General features: G+C 35.5%; 8 protein-coding genes and 5 pseudogenes. All 13 read right to left on the bottom strand.

Translation table 11 applies throughout. The features are described 5' to 3' along the window. Positions 1-44: 44 nt before the first annotated feature. A pseudogene (locus ACQKNR_RS26045) lies at positions 45-1,985 on the bottom strand (serine hydrolase domain-containing protein). 93 nt (positions 1,986-2,078) lie between these two features. Next, positions 2,079-2,348 (bottom strand): annotated as a pseudogene (locus ACQKNR_RS26040) (serine hydrolase domain-containing protein); the annotation flags it as partial. Between the two features lie 342 nt (positions 2,349-2,690). Continuing rightward, positions 2,691-3,194, bottom strand: coding sequence for a DUF2199 domain-containing protein (locus ACQKNR_RS26035; protein ID WP_427321937.1), 504 nt, complete (start codon positions 3,192-3,194; stop codon positions 2,691-2,693). Between the two features lie 38 nt (positions 3,195-3,232). Next, positions 3,233-3,912, bottom strand: a pseudogene (locus ACQKNR_RS26030) (DUF7003 family protein). Then, positions 3,893-4,192 carry a hypothetical protein gene (locus ACQKNR_RS26025; RefSeq protein WP_427321899.1) on the bottom strand — a complete coding sequence of 100 codons (300 nt, stop codon included), beginning with the start codon at positions 4,190-4,192 and terminating at the stop codon, positions 3,893-3,895. Before ACQKNR_RS26025 ends, ACQKNR_RS26030 begins: the two are co-directional and overlap by 20 nt. A gap of 235 nt (positions 4,193-4,427) precedes the next feature. After that, positions 4,428-4,901 (bottom strand): hypothetical protein, encoded by a 474-nt coding sequence (locus tag ACQKNR_RS26020; RefSeq protein ID WP_427321897.1) that lies wholly within the window; start codon positions 4,899-4,901, stop codon positions 4,428-4,430. A gap of 4 nt (positions 4,902-4,905) precedes the next feature. Next, positions 4,906-5,877, bottom strand: a pseudogene (locus ACQKNR_RS26015) (RHS repeat domain-containing protein); the annotation flags it as partial. 245 nt (positions 5,878-6,122) lie between these two features. Continuing rightward, on the bottom strand, positions 6,123-6,845 hold the full coding sequence (locus ACQKNR_RS26010) for a DUF4261 domain-containing protein (protein WP_427321895.1): 723 nt from the start codon (positions 6,843-6,845) through the stop codon (positions 6,123-6,125). 400 nt (positions 6,846-7,245) lie between these two features. Further along, complete coding sequence (locus ACQKNR_RS26005; protein ID WP_427321893.1) at positions 7,246-7,893, bottom strand: SMI1/KNR4 family protein; 648 nt, start codon at positions 7,891-7,893, stop codon at positions 7,246-7,248. A 33-nt stretch (positions 7,894-7,926) separates the two neighbouring features. Continuing rightward, positions 7,927-9,590: pseudogene (locus ACQKNR_RS26000) on the bottom strand (RHS repeat-associated core domain-containing protein); the annotation flags it as partial. A gap of 76 nt (positions 9,591-9,666) precedes the next feature. After that, the gene (locus tag ACQKNR_RS25995) at positions 9,667-10,032 is read right to left on the bottom strand and encodes a ribonuclease E inhibitor RraB (protein WP_427321891.1); all 366 of its coding nucleotides are present in this window, start codon (positions 10,030-10,032) and stop codon (positions 9,667-9,669) included. A gap of 119 nt (positions 10,033-10,151) precedes the next feature. After that, complete coding sequence (locus ACQKNR_RS25990) at positions 10,152-10,943, bottom strand: leucine-rich repeat domain-containing protein (protein ID WP_201070530.1); 792 nt, start codon at positions 10,941-10,943, stop codon at positions 10,152-10,154. Between the two features lie 142 nt (positions 10,944-11,085). Next, positions 11,086-17,736 carry a DNRLRE domain-containing protein gene (locus tag ACQKNR_RS25985; protein WP_427321889.1) on the bottom strand — a complete coding sequence of 2,217 codons (6,651 nt, stop codon included), beginning with the start codon at positions 17,734-17,736 and terminating at the stop codon, positions 11,086-11,088. Between the last annotated feature and the right edge of the window lie 680 nt (positions 17,737-18,416).

Below are 18,416 nucleotides of genomic sequence, written 5' to 3'. Positions count from 1 at the left end.
TTCTGTGTCGCACTGGTTTTGTTGAAGTCTATCTTGAATTGTAGCTAGTTCACCGTGATTGCAAATTCTGAGTTCGGTGCCCCAGCAAATACAACTGTTCCGTTCTTTGGCAGTTTTATTTTGTTATTGCCGCTCACAACGGTAAAATTAACGCAAACTCCCTTCTCATCATACACCGCGAACGAACCCTTCGATGGCAACGTTACGGACATCGTTTTCCCGGCTGCCGATTGCGGGATTGTAAGCCATTTCGCATGCCCATTTGCTTGCAGCGTAACTTTGGATGATTGGCCTGCATCAATCGGTTTTACGTTAGTTTCCATCGTATCACGGCCATTCATCACGGGAATCTGGAGCTGATGCTTTGCGGTGTTCGGACCTGTAATTTTTCTGCCATCCCAATAGCCCACCAGTCCTTCCTTGCGAGTAATTTGTGTGGTAAGAAGTTTCGGTTGTACGAGATATTCAATAGAACTAAATTTCTCGTTCACAAGATAGAACTTGACGCCTTCCCGCTTTGCCCATGCAGCAGCGGTTTTCTTTGATAGCACGTTGTCTTCTAGTTTCTCGGCTAAATAGTGAGTCATCACACCTTGCCCTAAGCCTGGCTGCGATTCATATGTGCTCTCCCTCAAATAAGTTCTTCCATTCTTCTCGATTAGATGGTAAGAACAAATCTCCATTCTTCGTAATTTTAATTTTGAAATGAGTTTCGCTATTGCGGTAAAAGCCCGCTTTCTTTGCCACGTCTTGAGGCATCTTGGCCTTGACAGGCTTGCCAAAGGATTTGTTCGGCTTGATTTCCTTAATTGTGCCCTTCTCTTTGAGCGCGGCGAGCAACAAGTTAGTTGCCAGCAGTTGGTTTGTAGAGCTCCTCCCGCCGGATGACAACACAGCCGCAGCCATCTTCTGTTCCGGAAGCACGACCAGTATTGCATGTTGCAGTGCCGTGTCGCCGCCCTTAGCCAAGCCTTTGATCCCATATTCACTGAATGGGTATAGTTTCACACTATCCCAACCAAGACCGTAGTTAAAAATATTATCTCCATCCCCCGGCCACATTCCTTTTTATATTCCTCTTGCTCCATCTCCTTGACTACCTTATCAGAGAGGATCCCTTTTCCCTGTCCCATAAATAGTTGTGAGAATCGTACCATATCTTCTGCCGTGGAAGAGATCCCTCCCGTACCAATCACATTCACCGATTCAATTGGAAGCTGCCCTTGGTACGCTGGAAAATAAAGTCCAGCCCGCTTTTCGTCTCTCCATTTGTCCTGCGGCGTTTTTGTATGATTCATCTTTAAAGGTTCCGTAAACCGTTGATGTAGAAATTCTGTAAAGCTCATACTGCTGACTTTTTCCACTAAAATTTCGGCCAACGTAAAGCCATCGTTGCAGTATACCGAGAACGCGCCTGGGTCCGCTTTCAGGCTCTGGTTCGATAATTGCTGCAACAAGACATCATGGGCATAGGTATCATTATCGTTAAATAAAAATGCATTACTTAACGTGGAACCTTGCAAGCCGGAGGAGTGATTCAACAACATACGCGGCGTAATGCGTTTGTACCGCTCATCTTTCATCTTAAAATCAGGAACATAGTGGACGACAGGAGCATCCAAATCAACTTTTCCTTCGTCGACCAATTTCATTACAGCCGCTGTTGCATACATTTTACTGACTGAACCAATCCCGTATAGAGTATCTTTGGTTAGCGGCTGTTCCCCTTCCATATCGTTCTTGCCAGCCTGACCCGACAAAATAAGTTTTCCATTATCAATTAGCACATACTGCACGCTAGTCGCCCCATGGGACTTCGTGAGTAGCGCCGCCTTCTCTGCTGCAATCTTCTTCAGTTCTTGGCTAGCTACTTCTTCACTAGTTACAACTGTAGTCTTACTGTCAGAAAATGCTTTCACCCCTGTTGGTAGGGTCATAGTTAGTGCTAATGTAGCGGCTAACACACCAGTTAGCTTATTTTTCATGAAGGAATTACCTCCTTAGATAAGTGATCGATTTCATCATTTATTTGTTTAACTATGAAAATATAATAAAATTTATCCGTTCTTCCTTTTGGCCTACTTGCTAAATTCAGCAAGTAAAATATTTTTAAAAGGATCAGGACTATCAGCTTTAAGGCTGTTCAAATTGACGACCAGCGTATGCCTGCCTCCATGTCCCCATATCGATACACCATTTGAAAGCTTAATTTTGTAAATTCCAAGACCGTAATCGCCAAGTTCATCTGTTCCTGTAGGGACTGTAGTAAGCATTTGCTTTAGTTGCTGTTCTTTCAGTAATTTACCCCCAAGTAAGTAAGAGAAGAATTTGTTTAAATCATCAGCAGTTGGTTACTCTTAAGTTTTGAACCTATTAATTTCATTACCTTTACTGCAGTAATTAGGAAATCTACAACAGATAATTTAATTATGTATACTCCTGATACAAAAGAGCACTTAAAAGTAATGCAAATTATCTCTTAAAGTGACACGTTCAAATAGATTGGTAAATACTAGGGTTCCAAAAACTTTACTATTTGGGACACCCTATTTATAAAAAGTAAAGCTGAACATTAATACTTATAAAAAAACAAGTTGTATCAGTACGTACACATGATACAACTTGTTTTCATAAATTTAACATTTTATATATTTTGTAAATATTGTATTACAAACTTATACTTTATAGTTTTATTGTTGCATAGCTTCTCTAATTTTTCTAACCCTATCAAAAGTAATTCCTTTTCTTTTTTCGATTGCTAGCGGATGTTCAGTTGGCTCTAATTCAATAAAAGGTTTAATTCCAATTTCCATTATGTGTATATTCGTCTTTAAATTTAATGTTTCTGGATACCCTGGAATTGATGTAGATAGCCATCCGAAATAAGGCTCTTCATTTTCTATGTCTCTCTCGTTCCATCCCTTTATTACTTTTTGATAATTTTCTTCACTAATTGACACCCACACATCCCATATAAATGTTTCAGGGTAGTTAAGTATAGGAATTTCCAAACATCCTCTAATAAAGTAGTATTCATTGTCCATAATACAAGTATCTGAAGTTAGATTAAATCGAGATTTTCTTTCATGTGGTTCTACTTCATAATAATAGTAAGGTGCATCACTTCCATAACACGTAGGGATAGAAACGTGATTTGATTGAAATTTTCTTCCTGATTGTCTTCTTCTTTTCACTTTCATTTCTCCTCCTATCTTTTATAACTAATTTAGAGTCAATATTGATTTTCAAAATCATACTCTACCCAATTTTTCCAATGAGTATTAGTATGATTTTGCTTGATAAGACTTCTATCATTTTTCTCTATAGCAACAGCCAATGACTGAAAAAATTCATTTTCACTCACCTTTTCGTCTGTAACATGTTGCCAATCTTCTGTTTCATACCACAGTTCCCAATCTCCAGCTAAATCTACTTCTTCTAAAACGTCTTTTTCATACCACCATAGTGAATTTCTTGCATCATAATTATTAGCTAGCATACGCATCAAGTATGTTGGATAAGATTCCACAGATTTAAAAATTATCCCATTATCAATATACTCTTGTTTTGTAAACTGATATTTAAAACTATGATTACGAAGTATTAAACTACCCTGATAAAGATCTGGTATGAAATCACCATTATCATTAAATAATTCATAATTTCCATCACTTAACTGTATAATTGTATCATCAGTAATCATATTATTAATCTTATTACCATACATATAAATCCAATTAGATGCACCTAAAGAGTCTACCCCTATTATTTGGAAAACCATTATCCAATCTGTATTGTTCGATAAAAAACAGATAATTTCAATTGAGATATATCCATGTTCGCATTATCTAATACAGGAAATTCATAGTTTCTTTGTTTTGAATCTAATAGTTTAAGAATTTGCTGTTTCATGATTCTTATCTTCTCTATAATATACTTTTCGCTTTTTTGATATTGTACTAAGCCTTCCACCCTGTTTTCTAGAACAGCTATTACACTGTGGGTATAGTCTTTGTTTTCTTTTTCCTGCAAGGGAATTTGGAGGCATGTGATCTAGTATGAAATTACCCTTTTTAGTTCCAGCCTTTTTAATCCCGCAGCTATGACAACCGTACTGATTCCCTAAACGATTTATGGCTTTTCTAATTTCCACTTCCATCTGTTTCATATAATGGATTGATGCTGTCGCCATAGTAGAAGCTTCTACTATTCGTTGCTCCTACAACCTAAATACTCTAATTTAATTGTTTCTGCAAGAATATATGTATAAAGAAAGAAGAGCTGTTATCAACTCTTCTTTCTACAGATCATTTCTCTATTTATTCTTCTACTTCTTCCATATTGTATAGCAAATTTTCATTTGCTATATAAAGATTTCGGGTCTATGAAACCCATAATCGATTATATACATCTCTCCAAAATTTATATTATTCTAATTCCAGGTAATCTGAGTATAAAATAGCTGTCGGGAACTGTTTTTTGAATTTTTTTATAATTGATTCATTATTACTTGCAAAAATTAAGCAAGATGTATCAAAAAAACCAAACTCCATAACAGATTCTGGAATTGTTAAATTGTAACTATCTATCCAATATTGTTCGTTATCTTGAATGATTGGGTAATCCGGAATATTTTTAAGGATATTTTTATCTGTTTGTTTAACAGCAATCATCACACCAAAAATAAGTAAAACTTGGTGTTGATGCAAAAAATCACAAAGTTCCTTTCCCGACATATAAAATCGTTCTTGTTCAAATAAAGTATCCTGTATTTCTAAATCACCTTTAAATACATGAGCCTCTATATCTGTAAATATCCAATTATACTTATGAATGTCTTCAGATATAAATGAAATTATATCATTTATATAACCAATTTCTCGTTCTAAACATAGTCTCATAATATCACCATTTCTTTCTAAGCGAATACCAAGTAGATCGGGGAACTTTCTTTTTCCAATTCCAATAATGTTTATGCGGCACCACAGGATGTGCTTTAGGATTCCCATGATTTGTATAATCTATATCTTTTCTCGCTCTTCCTTGTCCATCATAAAACCTTTTTTGAATTAATTTTTTATCTTTAAAATAATATGTTACACCATTCTTACGCCCACCTTTAGCTACAGGTTTTTTATATGTTACGTGTATTTTAGGCGTTCCTATTCTACCTTTAAATTGCTTTTTCACCGTACTTCTAACCAATTTCTTAGCCACAAAACGCCCTACATGAGGAGCAGCTATTCTAGCCCCTTGTATAGCAAGTGGAACAAACCATGCTAAATGACCATCCGGATCAATGTTCATCACTGGATTGTTATCCGCATACGTGTACCCATTCATGGTAATCGGGTCATCCTCATCACCTGAATCAGGATCTACCGATAAAAACACACCATGCTCCGGATGATAGTATCTCGCAATCAGATAATACATACCAATTTCTTTATCATACATGTACCCTGCGTATCCAAATGGATTGTCTGCCGCGATGTCTTTGACGTCACTCTTTAATACGTTACCCCATGCATCATATTCGTAATTTGCGACTACTTGTCCATCTTTGTCTGTCATCGCTACGACGTCGCCACGTGGACTGTAGTGATAGAATAACGTTTGTCCTTGGGATTTCATCGCTAGACGTACACCGTCTATTGAGTATACATATTGACGAAGGACATTTCCACTTCCATCTGTTTCATATAACAGATTGATACTGTCGCCATCGTAGAAGTAACGTGTGACTACACCGTTGACATTCTTTTCAATACGGCGGTTATCATCGTCGTACTTGTATGTTGTGAACGGCTGACTTTCACCTTTTTTTGTTAAAGCAATAAGTTGGTCTGCTTCATTCCATGTGTATGTGAATTTTTCTTCAGATATATGGTTTCCATTTTCTTAATAACATTAAGGATTTGTTTTCGATGTAATAGTCCAATATTCTCATTACATACTGCACTTAAAGATACAGGAAAGGAACCCTATAAAGGATTCCTTTCCTGCAAAATAATTAATATTATCATTTTAATTCATCTGAATTATGCTATGGTTTACCGATAAATAATTCCAATCCCATATACTCTTCCACCTGTTTTTCAAATAACGCGATTTTAATAATTTTAAACCTGCTCTAACTTCCATAAACCACACGGATTATAAAATAAATCATCTTGTTCATAACGATAATCTTCACAGTAAGATACTTTATACATCGGAGAATTTTCCGTGAAACTAATAGTATCTCCATCTTTCAACTTAGGTTTCTCAACTAAATTATATAAATTGAAATCATTTAATAAATTTGCTACTTCTTCTGGATTCATACTCGTATGTACGATAACATCCGGTAGTGCAAATGCTTGCATACCACATGAATAATAACCATCTTCCTCTCCAACTAAAGTTACAACATGCGAATATATAGGGAATTCTTCTTTATTATCTGCAAGCTCTTTCCATTCCTCTTTAGAGTAAACTACACCTACTGTTTCAATTTTCAATGCAATTCCACCAGCATTTAATAATGCCATTCCTACATCAATCACTTCTTTTATGCTCTGTATATCTCCTACATTAGCAATAACATACACTGTATGAGTATGTTCCTCTAACTTATGAATCCATTCTTGATCAAAACGACCACCACTCGCATATAAAAAAGCTTCTCCTAAAGAAGGGTCATAATCATACACATCAATTTCAAAACTAATGTCTTTGTCCATATGATTTATAATGTTTCCTGCTAAAATATAGCCCCCGCTGTTGCTAACAACTTCTTGTACTAATTCTGTTCTACTTTTCCATAAACCTGGTATCCCTATTATGATTTGCGGTTCTGTCATGAAAAGCGCACCCCTTCTTCTTTATACTAACTTTTTATCCATACAATAAATCTATTTATATATTTTCTCAAATTAACAATGCGATATTTCTACCATGTAAACGAGAGATTTCTAATAAAAATTTTTCGATAACCTTTTATATGCAATCTAAATTGTAAAGAGAGTATCTTATTCTCACTTTTATATTTAATTTAACCCTATAAAAACATTACCTAATCTATATGGTATATTAACATGAAAATATTTAGCATTACTATATCTCCCTGCTATCATAGACACACACTGCATATCCTTTATTTTGAATCTATAAGCTCTGCTAACCTCTACATAATACAAAGTTAAATAACACCTTTAATTTTTCTTATCAAATTAAAGGTGTTATTTAGTGCAAATATTGTTCTTACAGGTTCAGAACTACCTTCCATTCTTTAACATTTTCTCCCTCCAAATTAATTCCACTATTTTGAGAATCAACAAAAGGAAGAAGACTCCATGATTCCCCGCCTACAAAACCTATTTTGGACCATTTATTCATAAAATCTATAAAGTTATTCCCTAAAATAAACCCATGCATCTCTCCGTCATCATGGCTCAAATACACAATAGGTGGATCTACCTCATCCTTATTTAAATCAAAAGCAAATAAATCTCCATTTCCTACATTAAAAAAAGCTAATTTATTATGCCAGATTTGATCATAGGAATCTGCAGGATCATTAAAAACATCTTGTACTAATTCCTGCCTCATATTCTCACATTCTACCAATTCACTTAGAGCTAAAACCCCACGACTACCAAATATATCCTGGAATTTATCATCTAATGGAAAGTCATCTGGAAAATACCACCCCCACTCTAAATGGGAGAAACATTTCAACATTACTTTTTTATAACTCAAAGGAATAGATATACCTAGCTGGTTTTCAACTTTGTTTATTTCAGTTACAGATATAGGGTCTTTTATTATCAAACTATCTATTTCTCCACCTAGCCTCTGAATTTGATTTAAAACGGCTTTTAGTAACGAAATCCATTGTTCATGATTCATAACTTAAAATCCCTCTCCTTTCAAAAATGTAATTTATTTACTTTTTCTATTTCCAGGAATTCTTGTTTTAGTAGAAGGTCTGACTCCCAATTTATAAAAATGTTTATCGGTCTTTCTTATTAATTTCCTAGCTCTTTTCTCTGATATACCCGCTCTTCTTAATGATTTATATGCAATTCTTCGCTCAGAGGCATATGTACCTCCTCCCTTCTGTCTTTGCGGTGCAAATGTTCTTTTATGAGCCGAATTAGATAAAGCTACCGCCGGTGCCTTTCCACGACTATATCCTTTCAAATTTCTTACAGCGGCATCTTGTATAATATGATGCGCCTGATAACCACTAGATTGTAGTCTTTTTACTTTATTGTAAGAACCAAATAAATAACCACCAATTTTTTTAGCTGCTTTAACTCTACTTCCACCAATAAATCCAACCGCTACTGCTCCGGCAACACCTGACCATTTGGCTCCTGATTTGTATGCTTTATATCCATCATAAGCTGCAAAACCTGCGTTAAATACTAACCAAGCTAAATGACCATCTGGATCAACATGCATCACTGGATTATTATCCGCATACGTATATCCATTTTGTGTTACTGGGTCATCATCATCACCTGGATCAGGATCTACCGATAAAAACACACCATGATCTGGATTATAGTAACGAGCAATTAAGTAATACATCCCAATCTCTTTATCATACATGTATCCTGCATATCCGAATGAGTTGTCTGCTGCAATACCTTTTGCGTCACTCTTTAGTACATTACCCCATGCATCATATTCATAGTTTGCGACTACTTGTCCATTTGCATCTGTCATCGCTACCACGTCACCACGTGGACTATAGTGATAGAATAACGTTTGTCCTTGCGCTTTCATCGCAAGACGTACACCATCTATTGAGTATACATATTGACGAAGGACATTTCCACTTCCATCCGTTTCATATAATGGATTGATGCTGTCACCGTCATAGAAGTAACGTGTAATTGCCCCCTTGACATTCTTTTCAATACGTCGATTATCATCATCATATTTGTATGTTGCGAACGGTTGACTTTCACCTTTTTTCGTTACGGCAACCAGTTGGTCTGCTTCATTCCATGTATATGTGTGTTTATCGTCAGATATACGGTTACCATTTGAATCATACGCAAGAGATTCGTTTCCGAATTTGACAAGCTGGTTTCCTTCATTAAATGTTGCTGTAATTGATTTTGTTTCTTTTCCATTCTCTGTTACTTTTACACTTGTACGATTTCCAAATCCATCATACGTGTAGTCTTTCACAGTTCCATTTGGTAACGATTCTTTCAGTAACTGATTAATTGGATCATATACATAATTTGTTTCGGTTACTTTTCCGCCTGTACCTTCATGTGTAATTTTCGTACGGTTACCCGTTTTATCATACTGATATCGTTCTGATAACAAGATTTGACTTGGTGTTCCAATGACTAAATCTGTTAGTTTACCTATTTGATCGTAGTTAAATGTTGAACCGGTTCCATTGACTGCGGCATATGTACGCACATGACCATTTTCATCATAATCAAATCGATATGTGGACCCACCATCTATTACTTTAACGTTTTGGTCCGCAGTGTTGTAATCATATGAAACTTTATTACTGTAACCACCATGCGAATCGTTTGTTCTTTTAATTTTTCTGATTTACTATTTGCTTTATCCTAATACTCCAGGTCCCTATTTTCCCTATAAAAAAGACTACCTGAAATTTAATTCAGAATAGTCTTTCATTATATATTACTCTACAACTTGTGTTTCCCATCCATCATAACTATTACATGTTCCACTATATAAAATCGCTAACTCCGCCATTTGTTTGGTTTCTTCCCAAACATGTTCTTTTGTTGGTATACAATTTTTTCCCACTATAAATACATTGTAACTTGACCCGTCTTCTGAAAGTTGTTCAGAGGGTTCATAAATATCATAACCTTTTACATGTAGTACAACTGCTATTTTATCTGCAATTTCTATAGTATCTACTAGGAAATAGTGTTCTAGGTAATGTGCTTTTGCTAAATTAGATCCTGCCTTCTTCAAAGCTGTTAGCGTTTCTATATCCTGTTTTTCTCGTTCCTGTTTTTCATGAATTGTTTCTAACATTATAAATCTCCTTCAGACCAATTTAGAGTGTATTTCTTCGACAAATCCATGTTTCTTTTCTAATTTGTCTTTTTCCTATTAAATATTTTACTTTATAAATTTTAATTTAGTTGCAAAATTCATTTGATTTTATTTCTAAATTCATCTTGTATATTTTTGAATTCTTGTTCATATTTTTTTATTTTCTCAATATCTGTCTTTGAATTAAGAAAAGGTCTTTTTCTACCAATCATCATTATATCCTTTCCTTCTGTGGACTCCATGCGTACATATGGTTTGAAAAATTCACATTCTGTATTTTGTAATACGACCGATAATTTGGCATATTCTTCCATAGGGAATTGGTTGGATAAGTTTAATTTCTTAAGCTTTTTCAAATTCATTAATGGCTCTAAAGAATGATCTTTAACTTTAATATTCATTAAAGTTAACTCATTTAGTTCTACTAAATCACCGATTGGATCTAATGTTTTTACATTAAGAGTTTTCATTATTGCTCCTCCCAAAAAAAGACCTTCTAACTTCTTTCCATCTTTTATTGGCGATAAATCTTCTAATTTAGAGAAACCTTGTATTAATAGATAAGAAAGGTTGTTATTATAACTCAAATCCCATAAATCTGTATTCTTAGGATTCCAACCTAAATATAATCTTCTTAAATTAGACATTTTTTGTAGTTTCGATAAATTCTCTACCCTCATTTCATCGATATAGAGTATCTCTGGATTAACATACTCCATAATTTTATCAAACTGCGTTTGATTTACTGTAAAAATCCATAAATCCCTAATTTTCAATTCTCCTAATAGTTCTATATTCTTTGTTTTACCGCTAATAGCTAACTCTTTTACATCATGATTTATTCCAACTAAGTCTTTAACAATATTCGGTTGTTCACCTATCGGAAACATTAATTCCACTCCTTCAAATATTACTTAAGTTCAACATTAATTCAATATAAATAAAATAAAACATTTTGAAAAATATCCCTCTAATTCTTTTAGAGGGATATTTTTAATGCCGCTCTGTTCAAAGCAAAAACAAAATTCTTACTTATTTCCACTTTTTATATTTCGCACGACTCTGCTGCATATAAAATTTATAATTTTTATTCTTTTTACTTACCGGTCTAATTGAATTTAGTAATTTTTTCTTCCCACCATATTTCAAATAGAAGCGTTGTTCCATACCTCTTGCTTCAAAATAATTTAAATTACGTCTTACACGTGTAAATTTTAAATCAGGATATTTTGCTTTATGCGCTAATTTTCTAGCAGCTGGATTAACGGTTCTTCCAACATATCTAACTTTACCTGCACTATTTTTCAAAACATACACGGTATGCCTTTTAGCCAAATGCTTAGCTGTTACACGCCCAGCATATCTCATAACATGTGGAGCAGCCATTCTAGCCCCATGTATAGCAAGTGGAGCAAACCATGCTAAATGACCATCAGGATCAATGTTCATCACGGGATTGTTATCAGCATATGTGTAGCCATTCATGGTAATTGGATCATCCTCATCACCTGGATCAGGATCTACTGATAAAAACACACCATGTTCTGGGTTATAGTAACGAGCAATTAAGTAATACATGCCAATTTCTTTATCATACATGTACCCTGCATATCCAAATGGATTGTCTGCTGCGATACCTTTTGCGTCACTCTTTAAGACGTTCCCCCATGCGTCATATTCATAGTTTGCGACTACTTGTCCGGTTTCGTCTGTCATCGCTAAGACGTCACCACGTGGACTATAGTGATAGAATAACGTTTGTCCTTGTGATTTCATCGCTAGACGAGTACCGTCTATTGAGTATACATATTGACGAAGAACATTTCCACTTCCATCTGTTTCGTATAACGGGTTGATGCTGTCACCGTCATAAAAATAACGTGTAATTGCACCGTTGACATTCTTTTCAATACGACGGTTATCATCATCATATTTATATGTTGCGAACGGTTGACTTTCCCCTTTTTTCGTTATGGCAATCAGTTGGTCCGCTTCATTCCATGTATATGTGTATTTACCGTCAGATGTACGGTTCCCATTTGGATCATACGTAAGAGATTCGTTTCCAAATTTGACAAGCTGATTTCCTTCGTTAAATGTTGCTGTAATTGATTTTGTTTCTTTTCCATTCTCTGTTACTTTTACACTTGTACGATTTCCAAATCCATCATACGTGTAGTCTTTCACAGTTCCATTAGGTAATGATTCTTTCAGTAACTGATTAATTGGATCATATACATAATTTGTTTCAGTTACTTTTCCGCCTGGACCTTCATGTGTAATTTTCGTACGGTTACCCGTTTTATCATACTGATATCGTTCTGATAACAGGATTTGACTTGGTGTTCCAATGACTAAATCTGTTAGTTTACCTATTTGATCGTAGTTAAATGTTGAACCTGTCCCATTAGCTGCGGCATATGTACGCACATGGCCATTTTCATCATAATCAAATCGATATGTGGACCCACCATCTGTCACTTTTATGTTTTGATCCACGGTGTTGTAATCATATGAAACTTTATTACTGAAACCCCCATGCGTGATCGTTTTTTCTTTTAATTTTTCTGATTTACTATTTGCTTTATCATGATAGGCCCAGTCTACTTTTCCGCCTCGGTTATCTGCCATACTTGTCATACGATCGGCATTATCGTATGTTTTACTTCTTTCCACGCTATTCACATGGTCTTTTATTTTTGTTTCTTGTCCATTTGCATCACGTTCGAATGTAAAGGCAATTTTCCCATTTCGCTTTTCACTTTCCATACGATCTGCGGTATCATAGCCCCATTCAATTGTTGATCCATTTGGCATTTTTGTTTTCGTCTTATTCGCATTTTCATCATAGGTATGCTCAATACGGCGATTTAGCGCATCAATAAATACTGTATTTTTATTATCAACGTCATATTCATATTTGTGTGTTTGTGTTTTCCCGCCAAACATCACAGATTTTTCTGTTGTGTTTCCGTTATGATCGTACCTATATCCAACTGAAGTTCCATTTTTCAGTGTAACTTTTGTTAGTTGATCGTCTTTATTGTAATCGAATGATTTTGTATTTCCTTTTTCATCAGTTTCACTTTTCTTATTTCCGGAGGCATCGTATGTGAATGAATTTTTATTACCTTCTTCATCATACGTTGCGGTTACATTGCTATCTTTATCGTATTCATTTTTAACAAGTACATTACCTTCTAGTAAACGTACATCATCAAACCATACTTTCCCCTTATTATTCTTTCTAAATAGAAGATAGATTGCTACTCGTTTAATTGGTTTTTTCGCTGGAATCAGTACGGCGCTACGATTCCAGTCATTCGTTCCACTCGGGAATTTTGCTTGATAATTTTCACCACTACCATCTTGATAGTATACATCTGCCCAAATAGAGTAGTCTTTTGACAGCTTATCAGATGCATCATTTTCTACATTTATAGATTTTGATATCCCTGTTAATGTTAAAGGCTCCGCTGTTTTCTGATTTAAATTTACCCATGCACCATATCCAACATCTGAGCCCCCATATTGACTACGTTCCAATACAATCGAAGAGTCACCTGTAAATCCTTCATGAGCCGTGTCTTTCTTATCACAACTCGTGCCATCTCCTCTTATCCATCCTGGAATACAACCATTTTCCATCATATTCTCTAGGCTACTGTTCGTAATAGGATTAAAACTAGAAGATGTTTCTCCTTTTTTAAGCTGCAATTTATCAAACCAAGCTGTACCACTTGTAGAAGATCCACCGTTTTCTACTTGTAAGTAAATTCTTGCTTTTCTTGTTTGATCTGTTGTTTTAAAAGTAACTTGGCGATTTGTCCAATCCTTTTCACCTTGTAATTTATTGTAGCGATTATCGTTCCAACCGCCCCCATCAACAGCTGAACCATCTTCTTTCAATAACTGAACGTTAAAGAAGGCCCCAATGCCTGGAGATAGTGCTGTTTTCAGCATACCACTTAATGTATACGTTGTATTTGGTTCCAACGTAACATCTTGGATTGCGGCGATATAGCCCCAATCGTTGGTACTTGCTTTTGTTGTAATCTTGAGCGAAGAAGCTCCGCCCAGACCGCCAGGTGCTGGAACAGTATCTTTTGATAAAGCACCTTGGTTATTATGAGCTACTTGTGACCACTTTTCAATTGTATCCAGTTCAAAACTTGGATTTTGTAGAAGATTCGTTCCCGTTCCAATGTCTTTACTTGTTTCCGTTGGATTCCCATACTGATCGTGCTGTGTGACAGACGCGGTGTGAGCCACTTGATCTGTTACAGAAACCTCTGTATTTGCAGCCTTATAGGCAACTGTTGTTTTATCTCCTTCATTATCTGTGTGGCTTACAACGCCATTATTTTTATTATACTCAAACTTCTCCGTTCCCATTGCGTCAGTCGCAGATGTTACGTTCCCATTGTTATCGTACGTAAAGGACTCAGTTTGATTTTTAGGTGTTGTTGTTTTTACTAAATTATTTGCACTATATTCATACGTTGTTGTTAAGTTCAGACGACCAGCATCTACAACTGTTTTCACTGGATTTCCAGCATCGTTATAACTGTATACAGCTTTACGGCCTTTTGGATCTGTCACAGATACTTCTTTTGTATCCGTATTGTATGCTAATGTTGTCGCTTTCCCTAATGGATCCGTCACTTTTACTAATTTATTATTCACGTATTCATACAAAGTTTTATACGGTTTTGCATCTGTATGTTTCGGATCATAAATAGATGTTAGTAAGCCGTTATCATATCCGTATTTATATACTTTTCCTTCTGGTGTTGTAGAAGAAACCAATAAATCTCCATCATATTTAAATGTAATCGTCTTATTATCCGGAGCGATGATTCTTGATACTTTCTTATAATGCTCGTCATACTTCAGTTCTAATTCTTTACCTGAAGCATTTTTTACTTTCGATAAACGGAATTCATTATCGTATTCATACGTTGTTGTATTCCCATATTTATCTTTTACATATTCCATTCGTCCAGAACGTTCTTCTTTTGAATAAAATGTCACCGTTTGATCTTTATCTTTTACTTCATATCCCTTTGGTGTTTCTTTCATTTCTAAATAAACACCAGTAGGGGCTTTATACGTACCCTCTCCTGTTCGAGTGAACGTAATATTCGCACCGTCTGCAGAGATTAAAAGTAAATTCCCTTCTGCATCTGGCCAAATTCTTTCTTCTAAACTACTATACCACCCTTTCCCAAACAGTCCGATTCTTCCTGATTGACTATTATACGCTCTTTCTACGGATACATCTGGACCACGCCCCGATAGCGTAATATCCTTTTCTTCCATCAAGAAGTTTCCATTGAAAGCATTCACTTTTCCATTTAATACATTAATAGATGCCCAATAATCAAACATTCCCATAAACGCAAAGTCTTCAGAGAATTTTGGTGTAAACTCATGAGAAATTTCACTTTCAGGATGGCCCGCTTTACTATATGCCGTTACACGGAACCAATAATTTTTCGAACCACCATAAATACCTCCAGAATTACGATAAACAGGAGATGGGTCTAGTGATAATTCTGTTCCTTTTTTATCATGGTGAAGTACATATTGACCTTTCGTAATTTCTTCTTTTGTTGGCCAAATTTTTTCATTTTGCGTTGTCCAGTTTGTCTTATTTCCTACATCAAAAGCCTCATAATCTTTTCCGTTATATACCCATACTTTATAACCCTCTGCTTCTGGAACTGTATCCCACTTTAATGTGACATATCCAGTTGTTTGATCTGTTACATTGATATAAGCCGATCCGTCTGGCTTTTTCACTTGTTCTAAAGGAATCATTGGCACGACTTCATCTGAAAGCGGACTATCCCCAAATGGATACTCTGCGACAACACGAATCCAATATCCGCGTCTCCCACTATAATCACCATACGGGCTACCTGCTAAATGCGCATTGTTATACATCGGACCCGGATTAACTGGTGCCTCTCCACCTTTTCCGTCTTCATGGAATTCAAAATGCCCTTGTGCAATTTCCTCTGGCGTCGGGAATATCTTTTTATCTTTCGTTGTCCAATTTGTCACATTTCCAACCGGTATATATTCATAATCATATCCGTTAAAAATAGCAACTTTGTACCCAGTTGCTCCTGGAACTGCATCCCATTGTACATTGAAGTGACCTGAACCACTCCCACTTCCATTTGAGTACGTTTGTACTCTTGGTTTATTCGGTTTTGCATACGAATATTTCACTTCTAAGTATGGAGCATTTGTTCCATTTTCAGCTGCAATAAACTTCTTCCAATGATTTTGACCATTGCCATTTGTATGTAGCTTAAAACCATTGTTTGGTCTTGTACCCTCTACCCATGCTTTTACTGTATTTGTGACATTAAACTGTGCCCATTTTCCACGTCCTACGTCAGTGTGTGCAATATTGTTAGAACCGGGTTTGTTGTTCCAGTTAACACCTCCAACATTCCATCCACCTGTCACTTCATCTAGCCAAACACCATTTGGTTGATTTCCATAATAATGCCAGACTGCATACGCATGGAATGTCGCACTTTCAATCTGTGCACCTTTTAAATCTGAAATTTGTGGTTTAATAAATGCAAAATTTGTTCCAGTTGACCCGTCATAATACCCTACTTTTAGTGTATAAGCATTTTGACCAGAGTCCCAAAGCTTTCCTCCTGAATAATTGACGCTTGGATAAGCACTTGAAACATAAGCGTTTTCAAAGTTGTCAATTTCAATAGAAGGATCTACATATACCGGATATTTGCGTTCTGGTGCTTGTAACCATTTTGGATTTGCCGTAACAGTTAACGTATATGTTTTTTCATCTGTTTTCTCAATATTGTAACGAACATCTTCTGATGTTACAGCCTCTCCTGACTGCTGATCTACATTTGAGTCATTCATATACGGTTTTGGTAATGTGAAGATATTTTCTTTTGTTTCATCTTGGAAATGAATGGAGCCATCTTTTTGTAAACTTGGTGTTAAATCTGTTTGTAATGCAAATGTAAAGATATGATGCCCTGTATATTCACGTAGCACAAAGTCTTCTTTCACATTTTCATTAAATGTCGTACTCTTTAAATCAATATTTGGGAAAATCCCCTTATACCATACTGTATTATTTTCATGTGTTGCAGTGACTGGTGACGGTTTCACTTCCCCTTTTTCACCATTTGCGCTCATTAATTCATATTGAATCGTATGATCTTTTACTTTAAATTGAACATATTTTCCATCTTGCGTTGTTTTTTCAAATTCTGGTCTTAATTTTGTATTTTCTGTAACAATCTTCTCGCCTGGTGCAGTTACTAATTTAGGAGATATCTCTTCTAATTTCCCATCTTTTTCTGTATGAATGGGTTCTGTATATACCTTTTTCGTAAATGTACCATCATTATTATCGAAAACTTTTTCCGTTTCTGTCCTCTCTTCCACGACCTCAGTCGGCTTTGTCCTATCTTTCTTTAGTTGATCTGGATGTGGAGCAGGTAATTTTTTTTCTTCTTTCTTTTCTACTTCTGGACTTTTTTCTGAATTTGGAGATGGTGTAAATGGTGGCGCCGTTTCAGCCAACCCATTCAGTGGTATAGATGTGATTATTAATGCAACTACCATGAGCTGTATGAAATACCTATACCATCGCCTTTTTTTCACTTGTTGTTTCTTCATAAATTCACCTCTTATACATGTTCTTTTTGAGGGAATAACATACAAAAAAAGCAGGCGAAAAGAAGATAAACTGGGGGAAGATGTACCGATCTGGTGATACAAGTAAAGGGTATTTACATAGAACCCTCAAATCTTCTTTCCACTAAATAAAAAGAGCTTTGAATCATTAGGTAACAACATAATATGGAACAGCATCATATATTTTTTTCCTTGGGACACGGGGAACGTAGACAAGGAGGGATATAATGATATTCATCTATTATGATCCAGTTTATCTTCTATTCATTTCAGCCTGCCAACTTGGAGAATTTGTATGATCCCCTTACTCAAAATAAAGAACAGAAATTGAAAAAGCAAGATGAAATCTGCAATTGAAATCGTTTATTTTTTGAATTCCGAAAATTTTTCTACAATTATCGACAAAGTATTTACACACTACTTTTACATCATTTATACTTAAAATGGTTATATAGAATATTACATTACATGTACTAATTACTTGATAAATCATACACGTAGCGAAGGATGCGAGGGGACCCCATTCCTTTCTTCTATAAAGAGAAATAAAGATTTAGAAAATATAAATTCTGTCCCGATCAGAGACTTTATACCAACTATCATTTTCAATGATTATGCAAAGAATTATTATAAATAGGAAGAAACTCGTCTCATATATAGCA

Source organism: Bacillus sp. NPDC094077, assembly GCF_050279465.1.
Lineage (GTDB): Bacteria > Bacillota > Bacilli > Bacillales > Bacillaceae_G > Bacillus_A.
Note: the sequence above shows the minus strand (reverse complement) of the source record. Positions and strands in the feature narration are given on the sequence as shown.

What these genes read in the sequence shown, in the direction of transcription:
- ACQKNR_RS26025 (WP_427321899.1), bottom strand. Translation starts at nt 4,192, where the DNA reads ATGGCGACAGCATCAATCCATTATATGAAACAGATGGAAGTGGAAATT.
- ACQKNR_RS25985 (WP_427321889.1), bottom strand. Translation starts at nt 17,736, where the DNA reads ATGAAGAAACAACAAGTGAAAAAAAGGCGATGGTATAGGTATTTCATA.
- ACQKNR_RS25995 (WP_427321891.1), bottom strand. Translation starts at nt 10,032, where the DNA reads ATGTTAGAAACAATTCATGAAAAACAGGAACGAGAAAAACAGGATATA.
- ACQKNR_RS26020 (WP_427321897.1), bottom strand. Translation starts at nt 4,901, where the DNA reads ATGAGACTATGTTTAGAACGAGAAATTGGTTATATAAATGATATAATT.
- ACQKNR_RS25990 (WP_201070530.1), bottom strand. Translation starts at nt 10,943, where the DNA reads ATGTTTCCGATAGGTGAACAACCGAATATTGTTAAAGACTTAGTTGGA.
- ACQKNR_RS26005 (WP_427321893.1), bottom strand. Translation starts at nt 7,893, where the DNA reads ATGAATCATGAACAATGGATTTCGTTACTAAAAGCCGTTTTAAATCAA.
- ACQKNR_RS26010 (WP_427321895.1), bottom strand. Translation starts at nt 6,845, where the DNA reads ATGACAGAACCGCAAATCATAATAGGGATACCAGGTTTATGGAAAAGT.